The organism is Pseudoxanthomonas sp. UTMC 1351, from assembly GCF_040948865.1.
GTDB lineage: Bacteria > Pseudomonadota > Gammaproteobacteria > Xanthomonadales > Xanthomonadaceae > Pseudoxanthomonas_A.
In genome coordinates, this window is sequence record NZ_JAVGJT010000006.1 from 287,992 (window position 1) to 304,813 (window position 16,822).

The window sequence follows — 16,822 nt, forward strand, 5'->3', positions numbered from 1 at the left end:
GAGGCAAAAGCTCGCGCCGGGACGGCGCTCCTACCGGCGGCGCCGTTGCTCTGGTTCTGTCTCAAAAACGCATTCACTCGTCGCGAACTTCGCCGCCGGCCAGGAAGTTCCAGGTGCGGGTGACGTGCAGGACGTCGATCTTCTCTTCGACGTCCGGCAGCGGCGGGAAAGGCTCGGCCAGTTTGACGATGCGCAGTGCAGTGGAATCCAGCAAGGCGATGCCGCTTGAGCGGATGATGCGGGTCTGTTCCACCGAGCCGTCGCGCCGCACGGCCACGCTGATCACCAATTGGCCGCTCAGCCGCTTGCGGCGCGCCTCGTCGGGATAGTTGAGATTGCCAACGCGCTCCGCCCGGTCCACCCAGGCGCGCAGGTAGTTGGCGTATTCGTATTCGCGCGTACTGGCCGACACAAACTTCCGCTTCGGCCGCTTGGCGTAAAGCTCCGAGCGCAGGTGGTACTCCGCTGCCAGGCGTGCCATTTCCGCGTCGCGCTGTACTTTGCGGTCGCTGGGAGGAAGCTCCGGCTGGTCCGGTTGCGGGCGGGTTTCCGGCGGCGGTACCGAGGTTTCGCTGCGGGGGGCGGTAATCACCCGGGTTTCCGGCGGCGGCACCGTCTGCGGTGATTGCGCGCGCAACGGCTGCGGCGCCAGCCCGGTTTCTGGTTGCGGTATCCAGCCGGCCTGGCTGTCGCGGGGGCGCTTGGCTTGGTCGGACTCGCCGCCGCCCTGCTGGTTGGCCGCGGCCAGGAAGTCGGCTTCCTTGGGTGTCAGCGGGGTTTGGGTCTGGCTGAGGATCACGTCCAGCGTGGGCACCACCGGCGCGGCATCGTCCAGGGCGAAGCCCAGGCCCAGCACCAGCATGCCGTGCACGATCAGGGACAGCGCCAGCGTGGCGCTGAGACGCTCGTTCTCGCCAATCCTGGGTGCTGCCACGACCGCGGACATTAAACAGGCTCTCAGACAGCGAGCTTGCGCTCGATGGCGTCGAACAGCTGGCCGGCGATGTTCAGGCCGAACTGCGCATCGAGCTCGCGTACACACGTGGGGCTGGTGACGTTGACCTCGGTCAGATAGTCGCCGATCACATCCAGACCGACGAACAGCATGCCGCGGCGCTTCATTTCGGGGCCGACCTGCTGGGCGATCCAGCGGTCGCGGTCGGATATGGGGCGGCCTTCGCCGCGGCCGCCGGCGGCCAAGTTGCCGCGGAACTCGTCGCCCTGCGGAATGCGCGCCAGCACATAGTCCACCGGCTCGCCGTCGATCAGCAGCACGCGCTTGTCTCCGTCCTTGATGCCGGGGATGAAGCGCTGGGCCAGCGTCAGCTTGCCGGGGCCGACCAGGGTTTCCAGGATCACGTTGGTGTTGGGGTCGCCGGCCTTCACCCGGAAGATCGAACGCCCGCCCATGCCGTCCAGCGGTTTCAGCACCGCCTCGCCATGTTCAGCGACGAAAGCCTTCAGCGCGGCCGGATCGCGGCTGACCAGCGTGGGCGGGCAGCACTGTGGAAACAGCAGCGCCGCCAGCTTCTCGTTGAAGTCGCGCAGGCCCTGCGGATCGTTGACGATCAGCGCGCCCGCCTGTTGTGCGACGCCCAGGACATGGGTGTCGTAGAGATATTCCGCGTCCACCGGGGGGTCCTTGCGCATCAGCACCACGTGGCTGGGGCCAAACGTCAGTTCATGCGCCTCGCCCAGGGTGAACCAGCCAGCCTTGTCGTCCTTGACCGCCAGCGGGGCGACCTGGGCGACCGCCACGCCGTCACGGAGCGACAGTCGGCCCGGGATCACGTAGTGCAGCCGGTGGCCGCGCCGCTGGGCTTCCAGCAGCATGGCAAAAGTGGTGTCCTTGGCGATCTTGATGGACCCGATGGGGTCCATGACGACGATGACATCGAGGGGCATGGAGTGTTTTGCGGGGGCATTCGGAAGACCGCGCGATGTTAGCAGGCCGCGGTGGCTTGGCTGGTTCGCCGGTAAACCACTGTGTTTCGGGCCGCTGGCACAAGTGCGACGGGGTTCGCATCGCGGCATTCAGCTTGGGGGTATGCGAAAGCGCCGCTTGACAGTGTGCGCCGTGGCTGGGATATAGGTAACATCGCAGCGGGGCCGGCAGGTCGAAGAAGCGCCGCGCGCACGGGGAAATAAAGTCAATGATGCAGAACAAAGGCCAGGCCGGTGAACTTAACGGCCTCAGGGTCATGGTGATCGATGATTCGAAAACCATACGGCGCACGGCAGAGACCCTGCTAAAACGTGAAGGTTGCGAAGTGGTGACCGCAACGGACGGTTTCGAGGCCTTAGCCAAGATCGCCGACCAGCAACCGCAGATCATCTTCGTGGACATCATGATGCCGCGTCTGGATGGGTATCAGACCTGCGCGTTGATCAAGAACAACCAGGTGTTCAAATCCACGCCCGTCATCATGCTGTCGTCCAAGGACAGCCTGTTCGACAAGGCGCGCGGACGTATCGTTGGGTCGGAGCAGTACCTCACCAAGCCGTTTACGCGCGAGGAACTCCTCGACGCGATCCGTTCGCACGTCAGCACCTGACTTAAGATACGGAACATGCCGTTCATTCCGACATCGCATACAGGGGGCGGGTCGTGATTCGTACACCGTTCGACGTTTTGGCCGAATACGAGCGCCGCAGCCTGGCGCACGCAGTGGTGCTGCCGGCACGGGAAACCGCGCCGGACCAGTATCGCGGCGTCGGTTACCGGGTCGGCAAGCGCCGGCTGATTTCCAATTTCGGCGACGTGGTCGAAATCGTGCCGTTGCCGCCCATGACGCCCGTTCCGGGTGCGCAGCCGTGGTTGCTGGGTATCGGCAATCTGCGTGGCAATCTGTTCCCGGTGATCGACCTGAAACAGTTCCTCGAAGGCGAGCGCACCGTGCTGCATGAAGGCCAGCGCGTGCTGGTCATGCGCCAGCCCGGCGGCGATGTGGCGCTGACCATCGATGAATTGTATGGACAGCGCAGTTTCAGCGAAGCGCAGCAGACCGATCCCGGTGAACTGGCCGTGGGCCGCTACGAGCATTTCATCGATCGCGCGTTCCGCAGCGACGAGCAGGATTGGGGTGTGTTTGCGTTGTCCTTGCTGGCGCGAACGCCAGAGTTTCGCCAAGCCGCGCTTTGAACGCGGTCGCAATTGAACGAAGTTTCACTCGAATTTTTCAGGGGTTGAATTGATGAGCACCGCAACGGATTCTCCCGCCGCCGCTAAAGTCGGTAGTTTCGGCAGCAGCTTCTGGCTGGTCATGCTGGCGATATCCGTCGTCGTGTTCGGCGCCAATACCGGCGTGGCTACCTATGAGGGCAGCCGCTTGGCGGGGGCGGGCACGAGTGCGGCCGACCTGCAGGTGTTATCGCAGCAGTTGGCCGTGCAAGGCCGCGACGCGGTGGCCGGTGACGCCGAGGCCTTCAAGGTCTTCCGCGGTACCCGGGAGCAGGTGACATCCACCATCAGCGGCCTGCAGTCGCGCTTCGGCAGCGAAGGTTCGGTGACCGGACCGCTGGAGAAACTCAACGCCACCTGGGGCCCGCTGGGCAAGAATGCCGACCAGATCCTCAGCAGTGAGTCGGCGGTGTTGGCGCTGGCGGGTAACGCCGATCGCTTCGCCACCCAGATTCCCCAGCTCCAAGCGCAGTTGAACGAAGTGGTGCGCGCGATGTCTGCCGGCGGCGCGCCGTCTTCCCAGATCTATAGCGCGCTGCAGCAGGTGGTGTTGGCCAGCACCATGGCCCGCCGCGTCACCGAAATCCGTGCCGGTGGTGCGGGCGCCTCCAATGCCGGCGATGCGCTGGCCCGCGACGCGGTGCTGTTCGGTCAGGTCCTGGACGGCCTGCGCAACGGCAATCCTGACCTTGGCGTGGCTGCTGTGCGCACCCCCGCCGCGCTGTCGGCGCTGGAGCAGTCGCAGACGTTGTGGGACAACATGAAAAAGGATCTGGACGCCATCATGGGCAGTTCCAAGAACCTGTTCGCCGCGCAATCCGCCGCCACCTCGCTGTCGCATGGTGCCGGCCAGATGCTGGAAGACAGCAAGAAGCTGTTCGACGCCTTCACCGCGTTCGGCTCGGCCCGCGATACCCGTATTTTTCCGAACTTCTGGATTTCGGTGGTGGCCGGCGCGCTGTTGCTCGTCTCCATCGGCGGCTTTCTTTACAGCTTCTACCGCGCTCGCCAGCGCGAGCAGGACATGCGCTACCAGACCCAGGTGGAATACAACAGCCGCAACCAGCAGGCGATCATGCGGTTGCTGGACGAAATCAGCTCGCTGGGTGAAGGCGATCTGACCGTGAAGGCCTCGGTGACGGAAGACATGACCGGCGCCATCGCCGACGCTATCAACTACGCCGTGGACGAACTGCGCAACCTGGTGACGACGATCAACGACACCTCGGTACAGGTGGCGGCGTCCACCCAGGAGACCCAGGCCACCGCATTGCAGCTGGCGGAAGCGGCCGGACACCAGTCCGATCAGATCAACAGTGCGTCCGAACGCATCAACGAAATCGCAGTCAGCATCGATCAGGTGTCGCGCAACTCCACCGAATCTGCCGAAGTGGCGCAGCGCTCGGTGCAGATCGCGACCGAAGGCGCGGGCGTGGTGCGCGAAACCATTCGCGGCATGGACCAGATTCGCGACCAGATCCAGGAGACCTCCAAGCGCATCAAGCGCCTGGGCGAGTCCTCGCAGGAGATTGGTTCGGTGGTGGAACTGATCAACGACATTTCCGAACAGACGAATATCCTGGCGTTGAATGCGGCGGTGCAGGCGGCCTCGGCGGGTGAGGCCGGCCGTGGTTTCGCGGTGGTGGCCGACGAAGTGCAGCGCCTGGCCGAACGCACCTCCGGCGCGACACGCCGTATCGAATCGTTGGTGCAGACCATTCAGGCCGATACCAACGAGGCGGTCAGCTCGATGGAGCAGACCACCGCGGAAGTGGTTTCCGGCGCACGCCTGGCCGAGGACGCCGGCACCGCGCTGGGCGAAATCGAGCGCGTGTCGCACGACCTCAACAACCTCATCAAGAACATTTCCGGCGCCGCCCAGCAGCAGTCCGCCGCGGCCTCGGACATCACTCAGACCATGGGCGTCATTCGTCAGATCACCTCGCAGACATCGCTGGGTGCCGGACAGACCGCCGAATCGATCGGCCACTTGGCACAGCTCGCCGCGGACCTGCGCCGCTCGGTGGCTGACTTCAAACTGCCGGGCTGAGGACGGACATCACGGATGAAAGTGCGAATTCTCCTTGCTCGGCTGCGTCAGGACGATGGCTTGCCCGTCGCCCCGGGAGTGCGCCCATGAGTGCGCTGCGCGAAGCCATGAGTCACGCCGTTCTCGGCTGGGTCAAGCCGGAACTGGACGAAACCCTGCGCTTGGCGCGCTCGGAAATCGAGGCGTTCGTCGAGTCGCCGGCCGATGTCAGCCGCATGCGTTTCTGCGCTGGATACATGCACCAGGTGCAGGGCACGCTGCGCATGGTCGAGCTGTACGCACCGGCGATGGTGGCCGAAGAGCTGGAATTGCTGGCGCAGGCATTGCAGGAGGACGCCACCGCCGACCGCGATGAAGCCTGTTCCACCTTGATGCGTGGCGCGGTGCTGCTGCCGGATTATCTGGAACGGCTGCAGGACGGCCACCGCGATATTCCGATCGTGCTGCTGCCGCTGCTCAACGAAATCCGCGCGGCACGCGGCGCACCGGGCTTGAACGAAAGCATGCTGTTCCCGCCGGGCAGCGATGATCGGTCGGTTCCCAGCGAAGCCGAAATCGACCACGCCCGCGGTAGCCTCAGTGGCCGCAACCGTGAGCTGTTGGATACCGTCGGTAGCGCGGTGAAAGAAGAGCTGCTGCGGGTAAAGGATGCGCTGGACCTGCATCTGCGTACCCAGGGAAATGCGGCGGAACTGGGAGCGCAGGTCGCCGAGCTGGGCAATGTCGCCGATACCTTGGGCATGATGGGCCTGGGCATGGCGCGCAGCGTGGTGCTGCAGCAACGCGATACCTTGCGCGAAGTGACGGAAGGCGCGCGTCCGGCCGACGAAGACACGTTGTTGGACATCGCCGGTGCGCTGTTGTACGTCGATGCATCCTTGGACGATCAGGTCGCACGGCTGGGCCATTTGGAAGGCGCAAGCGCCAACGACGCCAGCGCTGCCGAATCGCAGCGTACGGTTGAAGTGTTGGCGCAAGAGGCCATCATCAATTTCGCGGCGGCGCGCGAGAAATTCGTCGCATTCATCGAAACCAACTGGGATCACACCGAGCTCGCCGACGTGCCGCGCTTGCTGGACGAGGTGGCCGGCGCGCTGCGCATGCTGGAGCTGGGACAGGCTTCCGACTATCTCATCGGTGTGCGCCTGTATGTGCATAACGAACTCATCGGAAAACGCCGCGTGCCCGGAGGGCAGCAGCTGGACACGCTGGCCGACGCCATGGCCAGCCTGGAGTACTACCTGGAGGCGCTGCGGGAGCGTCGCCCCAACCGCGAAGAAATCCTGGAGATCACTCGCGCCAGTCTGGAAAACCTGCGCTACTGGCCGTTGCCGGAAGAATCCGCGATCACGGAAGCCGCGCCTGCCGCGATGCCTTTCGCCGGGCCACCGCCGCTGCCATCTCTATCCAGTGCTCCTGCGTCCGAAGCCGAAGCTCCTGTCGCTTCCGTTCCTCCGGCCAGCCACAGCTTCGATCCGGTCAGTTTCGACGAAGCCGAGTTGTCCAACGCGCCAAGGTCGGACGCCGGCAGTCCGCGGTATGACGCGGTGGAATTCGAGTTGCCGACGGAAACAACACCCGATTCCGACGTCGCTTCACTCGAAGCCGAGGAGTCGGTCGCTCCATTTGTCTCCGCTGAGCTCGACGAATCACTCCCGCCGATCGCATTCGAAACGGGCCTGGAAGAGCCGGCGGCGACCGTAACGCCGGAAACGGCACCGGATGTCGCGCCTCCTGTTTCGCCCGTGGCCGCGGCACCCGCGATTCCGCTCTCCAGTGCCGGCTTCGATGGCGAATCCGCTGATATCGACGACGAAATCCGCGAAGTCTTCCTGGAAGAGTTCGAAGAGGAAATCGCCAATCTGCGCCAGCTGCTGCCCGCATGGCGCGCGCAGCTGGACAATCTTGAGCAGTTGCGCCCCATCCGGCGCGTGTTCCACACCCTCAAAGGCAGTGGCCGATTGGTCGGCGCAAAAGTCCTGGGTGAGTTCAGCTGGAAAGTCGAGAACATGCTTAACCGCGTGCTCGACCGCACCCGGCCGCCCAGCCACGCCGTAGCCGCGCTGCTGGAGCTCGCCTGCGAAGCGTTGCCGGAACTCTATGCCGCGTTGCGCGGACAAGGCGTCGTCACCGCCGATCTGGCCGGTTTGCAGGATTTGGCGGACCGCTTGGCGGCAGGCGAAGAGGTTTACTACAGCGCCACGCCCGCGCCTTCGCGTACCGCTGAAGAAAAGCAGGAACCGCCGGCAGAGCCCCTGCATGCGGCCACGCCCGCCGCGGTAGCACCGATCGGCTATGACACGGAAATCGAAGGCACACCCGCATCGGTCGATGCCGTGCTGCGCGAAATCCTGGAAGTCGAGGTCGACAATCATCTGGATACGGTCGACGTGTGGTTGATGCAGGCGCAGGCGGCTCCTCAGCCTGCCAGCGAGGCGCTGCTGCGGGCCATGCACACCATGAACGGCGCGTTGGCGATGGCCGACGTACCCGAGATCACCGAAGTCACCACGCGGGCCGAGCAATATATCAAGCGCCTGCTGCAGGCAGCGGCGACTCCAACACCGGACGGCGTAGCCGCGCTGGGCGACGCTGCGCAAGCGGTTCGCCGCAGTGTTGCGGCACTGCAGGCGCCATCGCCGCGTATCCCGGTATTCGCGGCCTTGGCCGGACGGCTGGCGACACTGTGCGACAGCCTGCCCGAAGTGAAGCCATCCGCCCAGATCGTTGCCGATACCCAGGGCACTTACATGGAGACGCTGCCGAACATCGCAGCACCTCTGGCACCGGAAGATATCGAACTATCGGCGCTGGACCTGTCCGCTTACATGGATAAGCCGACCGCCGCCGGCATCGGCGAAGCCTCGCTGTCCGATGATGCGGCTGCAAGCATCCCGCCCGATTCTTCCACGCAGCAGGGCGTCACGTTCTTCGATGTCGACTACCACTTCAAACCGTGGGCGCCCGAACCCGAGCAGGAACCGGCTACAGCGGAATGGGATGAAGCAACCTTCGCGGAAGAAGGCATTGCTTTTGTTGACGCGCCGGTCGACAGCGAACAAGTAGCCGCGGACGACAGCAAGCCACAGCCGATCGATGACGCAGCCGCGGAGTCGCAGGCGAGCGGACAACAGACGCTTGAACAGCAGCCGGTCGATGAGATGCCGGCCGAAGCATCGGCTGAACCGATGGATCTCGATGCGCTGACCACGGAAGAACCGGCTGTCGAGGCGACTGGCCAAACGCCACTGGAAGTAGAAGACGTATCGCGGCAAGAAGCAGACGCGTCGCTAGAAGACGCGGTGACGGAAGACCTGTCGGAAATCGAGGAAATCGTTCTCTCCTCATCCGACGACGACCGCATGAACGGCGAAGTTCTCGCCGCGGGATCGTCAGCTGCCGATGAAGCGGCGATCAGCGAGGCATCAGCCGAAGATCAGGGCATCTCCTTCGAGAGCCTTGAGTTCGAGGTGGAAGAAATAACGTTGGAAACCACGGACGACGAAGCGGCCGTCAAGGAAGAGAGCGACGAAATTCTTCTGTCGTCCGATCTCTCGATCGGTGCTCCATCGTCCGATACCTTGGCGGCCGACGACGTTCCGCAACAGGAGCCGGCTTCTGCGCTCATTGAAGTGGACGCGGAAGCGGTCACGGAAGCGGTCGCGCCCGAATCCGAAGACATTGCGCCGGCAGGCCTCGAATCGGCAGCAGCCGAGATCGAGTCGGAATCCGAACTTGCTTACAACGCAGCGACCCCAGCCGAAGTCGAAGCCGAAACTCAAGCCGAAGCCGAAACTCAAGCCGAAGCCGAAGCTCCTGCAGAAGTAGAGGCCGAAGCTGAGGTCGAAGAAGAAGCAGAAGCTCAAGTAGCAGCTGAAGCCGAAGCCGAATCCGAATCCGAATCCGAATCCGAATCCTTCGAGGCCGCTGCCGTCGAAGCGGCGCCGACTGGGGAAGCGGAAGACAACCAAGTCACTGACATCACGGAAGCGGTCGAAGAACCTGCCACGACGCATACCCAGACCGATGCTACGGACGCCGACGTTGATGTCGGCGCCTTCGAAGCCGAAGACGATACCGAAGTCGAGGAGCCTGTCATCGCCAGTGCCGCTGCCGATCTTCCCGATGACGCGCTCGATACCACCGGCCTGGACATGGATCTCGTCGAGATCTTTATCGAGGAAGGCAACGATCTGCTCGACCATTCCGACGACCTTCTGGCCAAGCTGCGCGAAACGCCGGAAGATCGCACCTTGGTGACCGGTCTGCAGCGCGACCTGCATACGCTGAAGGGCGGTGCCCGCATGGCCGGCATTCACCCGGTCGGCGATCTGGGTCACGCCATCGAATCGATGCTGGAATCCATCGTCGGTCAGCGCACCGATCTGGACCGCGACGCCATCCATCTGTTGGAACGTGGCTTCGATGGCTTGCATGGTCAGTTGGCCCGCGTTACCGCAGGCCGTGCTGTCGCCATTCCGGACGCGTTGATCGCTGAGTTCAATGCCCGCGCCCGCGGTCTTGCGCTGCCGGCCGTCGAAGCGGTGGACACCGCGCCCGCGGCGCCATTGGCACCGCTTTCCGCGCCCGTCGAAACCGAGCTTGCTCCGGTCCTGCAGGAAGAAGAGTTCTTCCCCACCGGCCAGCAGGAGCAGGTGCGCGTTCGCGCCGATCTGCTGGACCGACTGGTCAACCATGCCGGCGAAGTGGCGATCTATCGCGCGCGTCTGGAACAACAGTTGGGCGCGTTCCGCGGCGCCATGTCGGAACTGGACCGCACCAACACGCGTTTGCACGATCAGTTGCGCCGCCTGGATCTGGAAACCGAAGCCCAGATCGTCGCGCGCTACCAACGCGAACAGGACAAACAGGATCCGACGTTCGACCCGCTGGAACTCGATCGCTTCTCCACCTTGCAGCAGCTCAGTCGCGCACTTGCCGAATCCGCAGCCGACTTGACCGGTCTGCAAGGTGTGTTGGACGATCTGGCCCGCCAGTACGACAGCTTGTTGCATCAGCAGTCACGCGTGAGTTCCGAATTGCAGGACGGCCTGATGCGCGCGCGCATGGTGCCGTTCGAAGGCATCGTGCCGCGTTTGCGCCGCGTGCTTCGCCAGGCTGCCGCCGACACCGGCAAGCAGGTCAAATTGCAGCTGTCCGGCACTCACGGTGAAATGGACCGCAACGTGTTGGAGCGCATGACGGCGCCGCTGGAGCACCTGCTGCGCAACTCTGTCGCGCATGGTCTGGAGTCGCCCAAGGCGCGCCGCAAGGCGAACAAGCCGGAAGAAGGCACGGTGCAGGTGATCCTGCGCCGCGAGGGGTCGGAAATGGTGCTGCGGGTGACCGACGACGGTGCCGGCCTGAACCGCGAAGCCATCCGCCGCCGCGCCGAACAGCGCGGCCTGCTCCAGCCGGGCGTCACCATCGCCGACATGGATCTGGATCGCATGATCCTGGAGCCTGGTTTCAGTACTTATGACAGCGTCAGCCAGCTCGCCGGACGTGGCGTCGGCATGGATGTGGTGCACAACGAGGTGCGCCAGCTGGGCGGTACGCTGGATATCGAGTCCAAGCCAGGGCAGGGCGCTACCTTCACGTTGCGGCTGCCACAAACATTGGCGGTCACGCAGGCCGTGTTCGTGCAGATCGGCGAAACCCAGTTTGCGGTGCCGGTGGCGGCGGTCAGCGGTATCGGCCGCATCAGCCACGCGCGTTTCGAAGCCGCCGACGGCAGCTACATGTATGGCGGCGAAGAGTACGCACTGTACGACCTGGGCACGTTGGTTGGACATGCGCCGGCACGTGCCGAAGGGCAGCCGCAAGTACCGCTGTTGCTGGTCAGCGCGGGCGACCTGCGGGTCGCTGTCGCGGTTGACCAAGTACTCGGCAACCGCGAAATCGTGGTCAAACCGGTGGGCCCGCAGATCGCCTCGATTCCCGGCATCTACGGCGCCACGATCACCGGCGACGGCAGCATCGTGGTGATCCTGGACGTGGCACCGCTGGTGCGCCGTCACCAGGCGCAACCGCAGCAGCCTGCCGCCCGCGTACTGACGCAGGAACAGCGCGGCGTACCGCTGGTGATGGTGGTCGACGACTCGCTGACCATGCGCAAGGTCACCAGCCGCGTGCTGGAACGCCACAATCTGGAAGTCACCGCCGCGCGCGATGGCATCGAGGCGCTGGAGCGGCTGGAAGAGCGCGTGCCGGATTTGATGCTGTTGGATATCGAGATGCCGCGCATGGATGGCTATGAACTGGCGACGGCCATGAAGGCCGATCCGCGCTTCAAGAACGTACCCATCGTGATGATCACTTCGCGTACCGGCGACAAGCATCGCCAACGCGCGTTCGACATCGGCGTGCAGCGCTACATGGGCAAGCCTTATCAGGAATTGGATTTGATGCGGAACGTTTACGACCTGCTGGGGATCGCCCGTGTCCGCGAATGAATCCAGGCGTGTTGCATTGCTGGCACGCGCGGGCCAGGCGCGCGAACGGTTGCGCGTGGCACTGCACGAAGCCGGCGCGGAGATCGTGCTGGAAGACGACCCCAACACTGTCGATGGCGAGGCCTTGAGCGACAGCGCACCGCAGGTAGTGCTGGTGGCGCTGGAGCCGGCGATCGAGGACAGTCTGTCCCGGTTCGATGCGGTGCTGCACGATCCGGCCGTGGCGGTGATCTTCGATGAAGCCGATCTGGCCGCCCGCCGCGAAGGTTGGGAGGCACAGCGTTGGGCCCGTCACTTGGCTGCCAAACTGTACGGTCACCACGACGTGCTGCCGCCTGGGCGCGAGGAAGAGGACACCGGTGGCGCACTGCAGCTGGAACCGGGCCTGCCGCCTACGCCCGCGCAGTTGCATGCCGATGCCGAGATAGACCTGCATCTGGAAGAAGCAGCCGACATGGCGTTCGAATTGCCGCGCGATGGCTATGCGTTCACCGAGATATCGTCCAAGCCTGACTTCGACAAAGTGGTTGATGTCGACGATTGGCTGCGCGTGGCAACGCCGCCGCCGTTGCCGGAGCCGCCGCCACTGCCGCCGGAGCTTCCTGAGCCAGCGGCCGAACCCGCTCTGGCCAGTTCCAAGTTGGAGCTGTCGCTGGTGGAACTGGAACCGGTTGGAGGCGCTTCTTCCGCCGCGCGCCAGTCCGGTGCGGTGCTGGTATTCGCCGGTATCGGCGGTCCAGACGCGGTGCGCAAACTATTGAGTGAATTGCCTATCGATTTTCCCCGGGCGGTGTTGATCCATCTGCGGCTGGATGGCGGCCGCTACGACAATCTGATTCGGCAGATGGAGCGCGTCGCATCAATGCCGGTGGAACTGGCCGAAGCCGGCAAGGCTGCCGAAGCAGGCCGCATCTACGTGCTGCCCGGCGACGTGACGCTGGGCGTGAACAATGGAGCAGTGAGCTTCCGCAACGGCGATAACGTGCGCGAAGCGATCGCTCAGTTGCCTCCCAAGGACAGCGGCGTGCTGCTGCTCAGCGGTACCGATACCACCTACGTCGAGGCTGCGGTGGCGCTGGCCAGGCAGGGCGCGCTGGTCGCCGGCCAAGCGCCGGACGGCTGCTACGATCCGGCGGCATCCAATGCCCTGGCCGCGCTCGGCGGCGACATCGGCACGCCTTCACAGCTCGCGCAACGCCTTACCGATCGCTGGATCTAGGGACCTGCTAACGCTTATGGAGTATGCCGCGTTGTTCCCCAATGGCCGCCAGGTGCGTTGCGCAGCGCAGCGAAGGCAGGGGCCAAGCGCGCGGCTCCGCATGGCGGCCATTGGGGTACAACCCGACGGGCCTGGCCTGTGGACGCGCAGGACGGCGTCATCACTCGGTTGCGTATCGGCATACGCGCCCTCGTTCTTCCTTGCCCCGCGCGTCCACAGGCTCGGCGCGGCACACTCCATAAGCGTTAACAGGTCCTAAAACACATGGCCCATTCCAACGACGAAATCCGCGGCGTCCTGATCCAGGCCGGACAGGACCGTTTGCTGCTGCCCAACGCGACCGTTGCCGAGGTGCTGTCGCGTGCACCGGTGCAACCGATCGAAGGCACGCCGGCATGGCTGCCCGGGAAAATCGACTGGCAAGGTTGGCAGGTGCCGTTGGTCGCCTTTGGCCGACTGACAGGTAATCCCAACGACGCTATTTCGCTCAACAGCAAGATCGTGGTGTTGAAGTCGCTCAGCGGCAGCGAGGCGATGCCTTACTTCGCTTTGCTGACGCCATCGTTCCCACGGCTGGTGTCGGTGCCGCGCGATGGTTTGCTGGCCGACGCAACTGAAGACGAGCTGCCCGTCGGCGTACAGGTGCGCGTATTGCTGGGTGACGAAACCGCTGTTCTGCCGGATCTGGAAACGGTGGAGTCCATGATCGTGGACGCTCTGGCGCGGGCGGCCTAAGCACTGTTTTTTGTAGCGTGTGACTACGCGGTTCGATAGCTCGCTGCCATCTTCTCAGTCGCGGCTCATGTCGCTCCTACAGGTTCCGTTTCACGCTTCCTGGTGGATGTTCACGCCGACTCCACCGCGCTGAACCTCTGCTGGCAGTGAATCGGACGATTCATCGCGGATTCTGTTGATCGGTGCCAACTTTCTCCTCGCTGTTTTTCTGAAGCGAGGAGGCACTGATGAAACATGCTCCCATCCTGAAGGTTCCTATCCTGACGCTTCTGCTTTCCGCTGGTATCGCGGCGTCCGCGGCTGCGCAAAATCATTCCCAGGCACCCACGCAGCCGACCGCCAGCTCCACTGCTCCATCCGGCACCCACCGTAGCGTCACGTTGCAAGAACCCAGTGGGCCAGTCACAGTGACTTGGGGTCAGTCGCAAACATTGCCGAACGCCGCTGACTATCAAACAAAAGTCCCCGACCTGGACCGCAACGGTGACGGGGTGCTGAGCCGCGCGGAAGTCCCGCCCGACCATGCGCTGAGCAGTGAGTTCAAGCTGGTGGACCGCAATCACGACGGTAAGATCACGGCAGCTGAGCTACAAAATTGGCGTTGAACCGCAATACTCGTACTACAGCGATCAGCGAACGCTTGTTTCGCTGCCTATAACGACCTTCCATAGATGTTTTCGTGTTCGTCGTCCCTGCGCGGGCGGATCCAGCGCCAATCCTCCTAAATCCCAAAGCCACTGGATTCACTGGCGCGGGGACGACGACTTCTTCGACTTACAACGAAGCGAATTTAGAGCCATCGAAAGATGGCTCTATTTTTGTGTCTCTGTTGCTGTGGTGGGCTCTTCCATCATGCCGCTATAGAGCCAAGAGCAATGGAAGCCCGAGTGTTCGCCATGCGGGCGCGCTGCGGCGCGCTTTTGATCGCGTGCGCCGAAGGTCTGCCGGGGCGCGGAGCGGCGTCCCGCCGCGAGCTCTTCCCCAACGATCGACCAATACCCCACCTCTTCCATCACACCAACCCTGCGGGCCTACAAATCCCCGAAGCGCGACTGCAACGCGGCAATAGCCGCCAATCCGGCAGTCTCGGTACGCAATACGCGCGGTCCCAGGCGTAACCCGACGAAGCCCGCCGCGCGCAAGGCTTCGCGGTCACGCGGCGACCAGCCGCCTTCTGGTCCAATCGCGATAGTGATCGACGCAGCCGCAGGTACCGCCAGTGTCGCCAATGACGTTTCGCCGAACGGATCCAACGTCAATCGCAGCGATTTCTCCGTTGGCTCGTTGATCGCCTGAAGAATCGGCAGCGGTGCGGACAGACTGGGAATGCGCGCGCGGCCGCTCTGCTCGCAAGCCGACACCATGACGCTGCGCCAATGGGCCACGCGTTTCTCGGCGCGTTCGGCATCCAGCTTCACCTCCGTACGCTCAGCGATGACCGGCACCACGGCAACCACACCCAGCTCGGTGGCTTTTTGCAGGATCAAATCCATTTTTTCGCCACGTGCGATGCCTTGCATCAGCGTGATCGCTAAGGGCGATTCGTTGTCCACCGGCTGCGATGACAGCACGTCGGCGGTCACCTCTCGTTTGCCGACGCTGCCGATTCGCGAGGCATAGTCGTGTCCGTCGCCGTTGAACAGCACGCAGTTGTCGCCTTCGCGCAGGCGCAGTACGCGGGTGAGGTGGTTGGCGGCGGATTCCGGCAGCGTGACGCGATTGCCTGGGGAAAGCGCCGTGTCTACGTGGCTCCGCGTCAGCCTCATGCCGTGGCCTCGTCGATGGCAGCGTGCGTCGTTTCCGCCAGTAGCGTCAGTTGTTCATCATCCACGCAATACGGCGGCATCCAGTACAGCACGTCACCGAGCGGGCGCAACACGACGCCACGGGCGAGCGCGGCGCGGTAAGCCCGCAGGCCGATCCGGGCGGACGCGGGAAACGGCGTGCGTTTGTCACCGTCCTGAGTCAGTTCGAACGCCACGATCATTCCCGCCTGGCGCACGTCGGCGACATGCGGATGTGTACCGAAAGGCGCTGCCAGAGCCGCCATTTTCTTCGCGGTAGCCCGATTGCGTGCAAGCGCATCGTCTTCCTCGAAAATTCTCAACGTAGCCAATGCCGCCGCGCAGGCCAGTGGGTTGCCGGTGTAACTATGCGAGTGCAGAAAGGCGCGTTCGCGGGAGTCGTCCAGGAAAGCGTCGTAGATTGCTTGCGTGGTCAGTACCGCAGCCAGCGGCAGGAAGCCGCCGGTCAACCCCTTGGATAAACAGAGCAGGTCAGGCATGACGCCGCTCTGTTCGCTGGCGAACATGGTGCCAGTGCGCCCGAAGCCCACCGCGATCTCGTCCGCGATCAGGAAGACGCCACTGGCATCGCACAGCTGTCGTACTCGCTTCAGGTATTCCGGGTGGTGCATCCGCATGCCGCCGGCGCACTGCACGCGCGGCTCCAGCACGACCGCGCAGACTTCGCCGGGGTGCTGGTCCAACAGGTTGGCGAGCGCATCCGCGCTGTGCCGTGCGCGATCCTCAGCGGATTCGCCAGCGCCCGCCAAGTAGGCATCCGGCGAGGGCGCGAACAAGGCTTCGGCCAGCAGCGGCGCGTAGACCCGCCGGTACAACGGGATATCGCCGACCGCCAGTGCACCGATGGTTTCACCGTGGTAACCGTTTTCCAGCGCAATGAACCGGGTGCGCCGCGTCTCACCGCGATTGTGGAAATAGTGGAAGGCCATTTTCAGCGCCACCTCTACCCCGGCTGAACCGTTGTCGGCATAGAACACCTTGGCCAACGGCGCCCGGTCAGGCTGCTGCGGCGCGATGGCCAGCAGTTTTTCCGCCAGCTCCACTGCCGGCTCGTGGGTGAATCCGGCCAGCATCACGTGTTCCAACTGGCTGGCTTGGCGCGCAATGGCGGCACCGATGCGTGGTTCAGCATGGCCGAACAGATTGGTCCACCAACTGCTGACGGCATCCAGATAGCGGCGCCCATCGTGGCCGACCAACCAGGCGCCTTCGCCGCGGGCGATCGGCACCAGCGGCAAGGTGTCAGGATGCTCCCGCATCTGCGTGCAGGGGTGCCACACCACCGACAGATCGCGGCTACGCCAAGCATCGGCCTCTGTTAGCATTCTCTCTTCATGACCCGTTTTTTGCATTCCCCCATCATATCGGTCGCACCCA

At 63.9% G+C, this 16,822-nt stretch carries 11 protein-coding genes; 7 read left to right on the plus strand and 4 right to left on the minus strand.

Annotation, left to right across the window (positions count from 1 at the left end; all coding sequences use genetic code 11):
- Positions 1-73 precede the first annotated feature (73 nt).
- A complete protein-coding gene (locus AB6O04_RS05190) occupies positions 74-946 on the minus strand; it encodes an energy transducer TonB (protein WP_368562734.1) in 873 nt (290 codons plus the stop codon).
- Between the two features lie 11 nt (positions 947-957).
- The gene (gene gshB / locus AB6O04_RS05195; protein ID WP_368562735.1) at positions 958-1,905 is read right to left on the minus strand and encodes a glutathione synthase; all 948 of its coding nucleotides are present in this window, start codon (positions 1,903-1,905) and stop codon (positions 958-960) included.
- 248 nt (positions 1,906-2,153) lie between these two features.
- On the opposite strand from gshB, the gene pilG reads away from it, so the two are divergent.
- The 7 genes from pilG (at position 2,154) to AB6O04_RS05230 (ending at position 14,245) form a co-directional block, all read left to right on the plus strand.
- Positions 2,154-2,555, plus strand: coding sequence for a twitching motility response regulator PilG (pilG, locus tag AB6O04_RS05200; protein WP_337343250.1), 402 nt, complete (start codon positions 2,154-2,156; stop codon positions 2,553-2,555).
- Positions 2,556-2,611: 56 nt separating this feature from the next.
- Entirely contained in the window at positions 2,612-3,142 is a 531-nt protein-coding gene (locus AB6O04_RS05205; protein WP_368562875.1) for a chemotaxis protein CheW, read from the plus strand.
- Positions 3,143-3,194: 52 nt separating this feature from the next.
- Complete coding sequence (locus AB6O04_RS05210) at positions 3,195-5,231, plus strand: methyl-accepting chemotaxis protein (RefSeq protein ID WP_368562737.1); 2,037 nt, start codon at positions 3,195-3,197, stop codon at positions 5,229-5,231.
- Between the two features lie 86 nt (positions 5,232-5,317).
- On the plus strand, positions 5,318-11,686 hold the full coding sequence (locus AB6O04_RS05215; protein ID WP_368562738.1) for an Hpt domain-containing protein: 6,369 nt from the start codon (positions 5,318-5,320) through the stop codon (positions 11,684-11,686).
- The gene (locus AB6O04_RS05220; RefSeq protein ID WP_368562740.1) at positions 11,673-12,905 is read left to right on the plus strand and encodes a chemotaxis protein CheB; all 1,233 of its coding nucleotides are present in this window, start codon (positions 11,673-11,675) and stop codon (positions 12,903-12,905) included. The genes AB6O04_RS05215 and AB6O04_RS05220 overlap by 14 nt, the downstream gene beginning before the upstream one ends.
- Positions 12,906-13,169: 264 nt before the next feature.
- Entirely contained in the window at positions 13,170-13,640 is a 471-nt protein-coding gene (locus tag AB6O04_RS05225; RefSeq protein ID WP_368562741.1) for a chemotaxis protein CheW, read from the plus strand.
- A gap of 227 nt (positions 13,641-13,867) precedes the next feature.
- Positions 13,868-14,245, plus strand: a complete 378-nt coding sequence (locus AB6O04_RS05230; protein WP_368562742.1) for a hypothetical protein — start codon at positions 13,868-13,870, stop codon at positions 14,243-14,245.
- Positions 14,246-14,671: 426 nt separating this feature from the next.
- Here the strand turns inward: AB6O04_RS05230 and AB6O04_RS05235 are convergent, their stop codons facing one another.
- Positions 14,672-15,406, minus strand: a complete 735-nt coding sequence (locus AB6O04_RS05235) for a 16S rRNA (uracil(1498)-N(3))-methyltransferase (protein ID WP_368562743.1) — start codon at positions 15,404-15,406, stop codon at positions 14,672-14,674.
- Entirely contained in the window at positions 15,403-16,770 is a 1,368-nt protein-coding gene (gene bioA, locus AB6O04_RS05240; RefSeq protein WP_368562744.1) for an adenosylmethionine--8-amino-7-oxononanoate transaminase, read from the minus strand. The genes AB6O04_RS05235 and bioA overlap by 4 nt, the downstream gene beginning before the upstream one ends.
- Between the last annotated feature and the right edge of the window lie 52 nt (positions 16,771-16,822).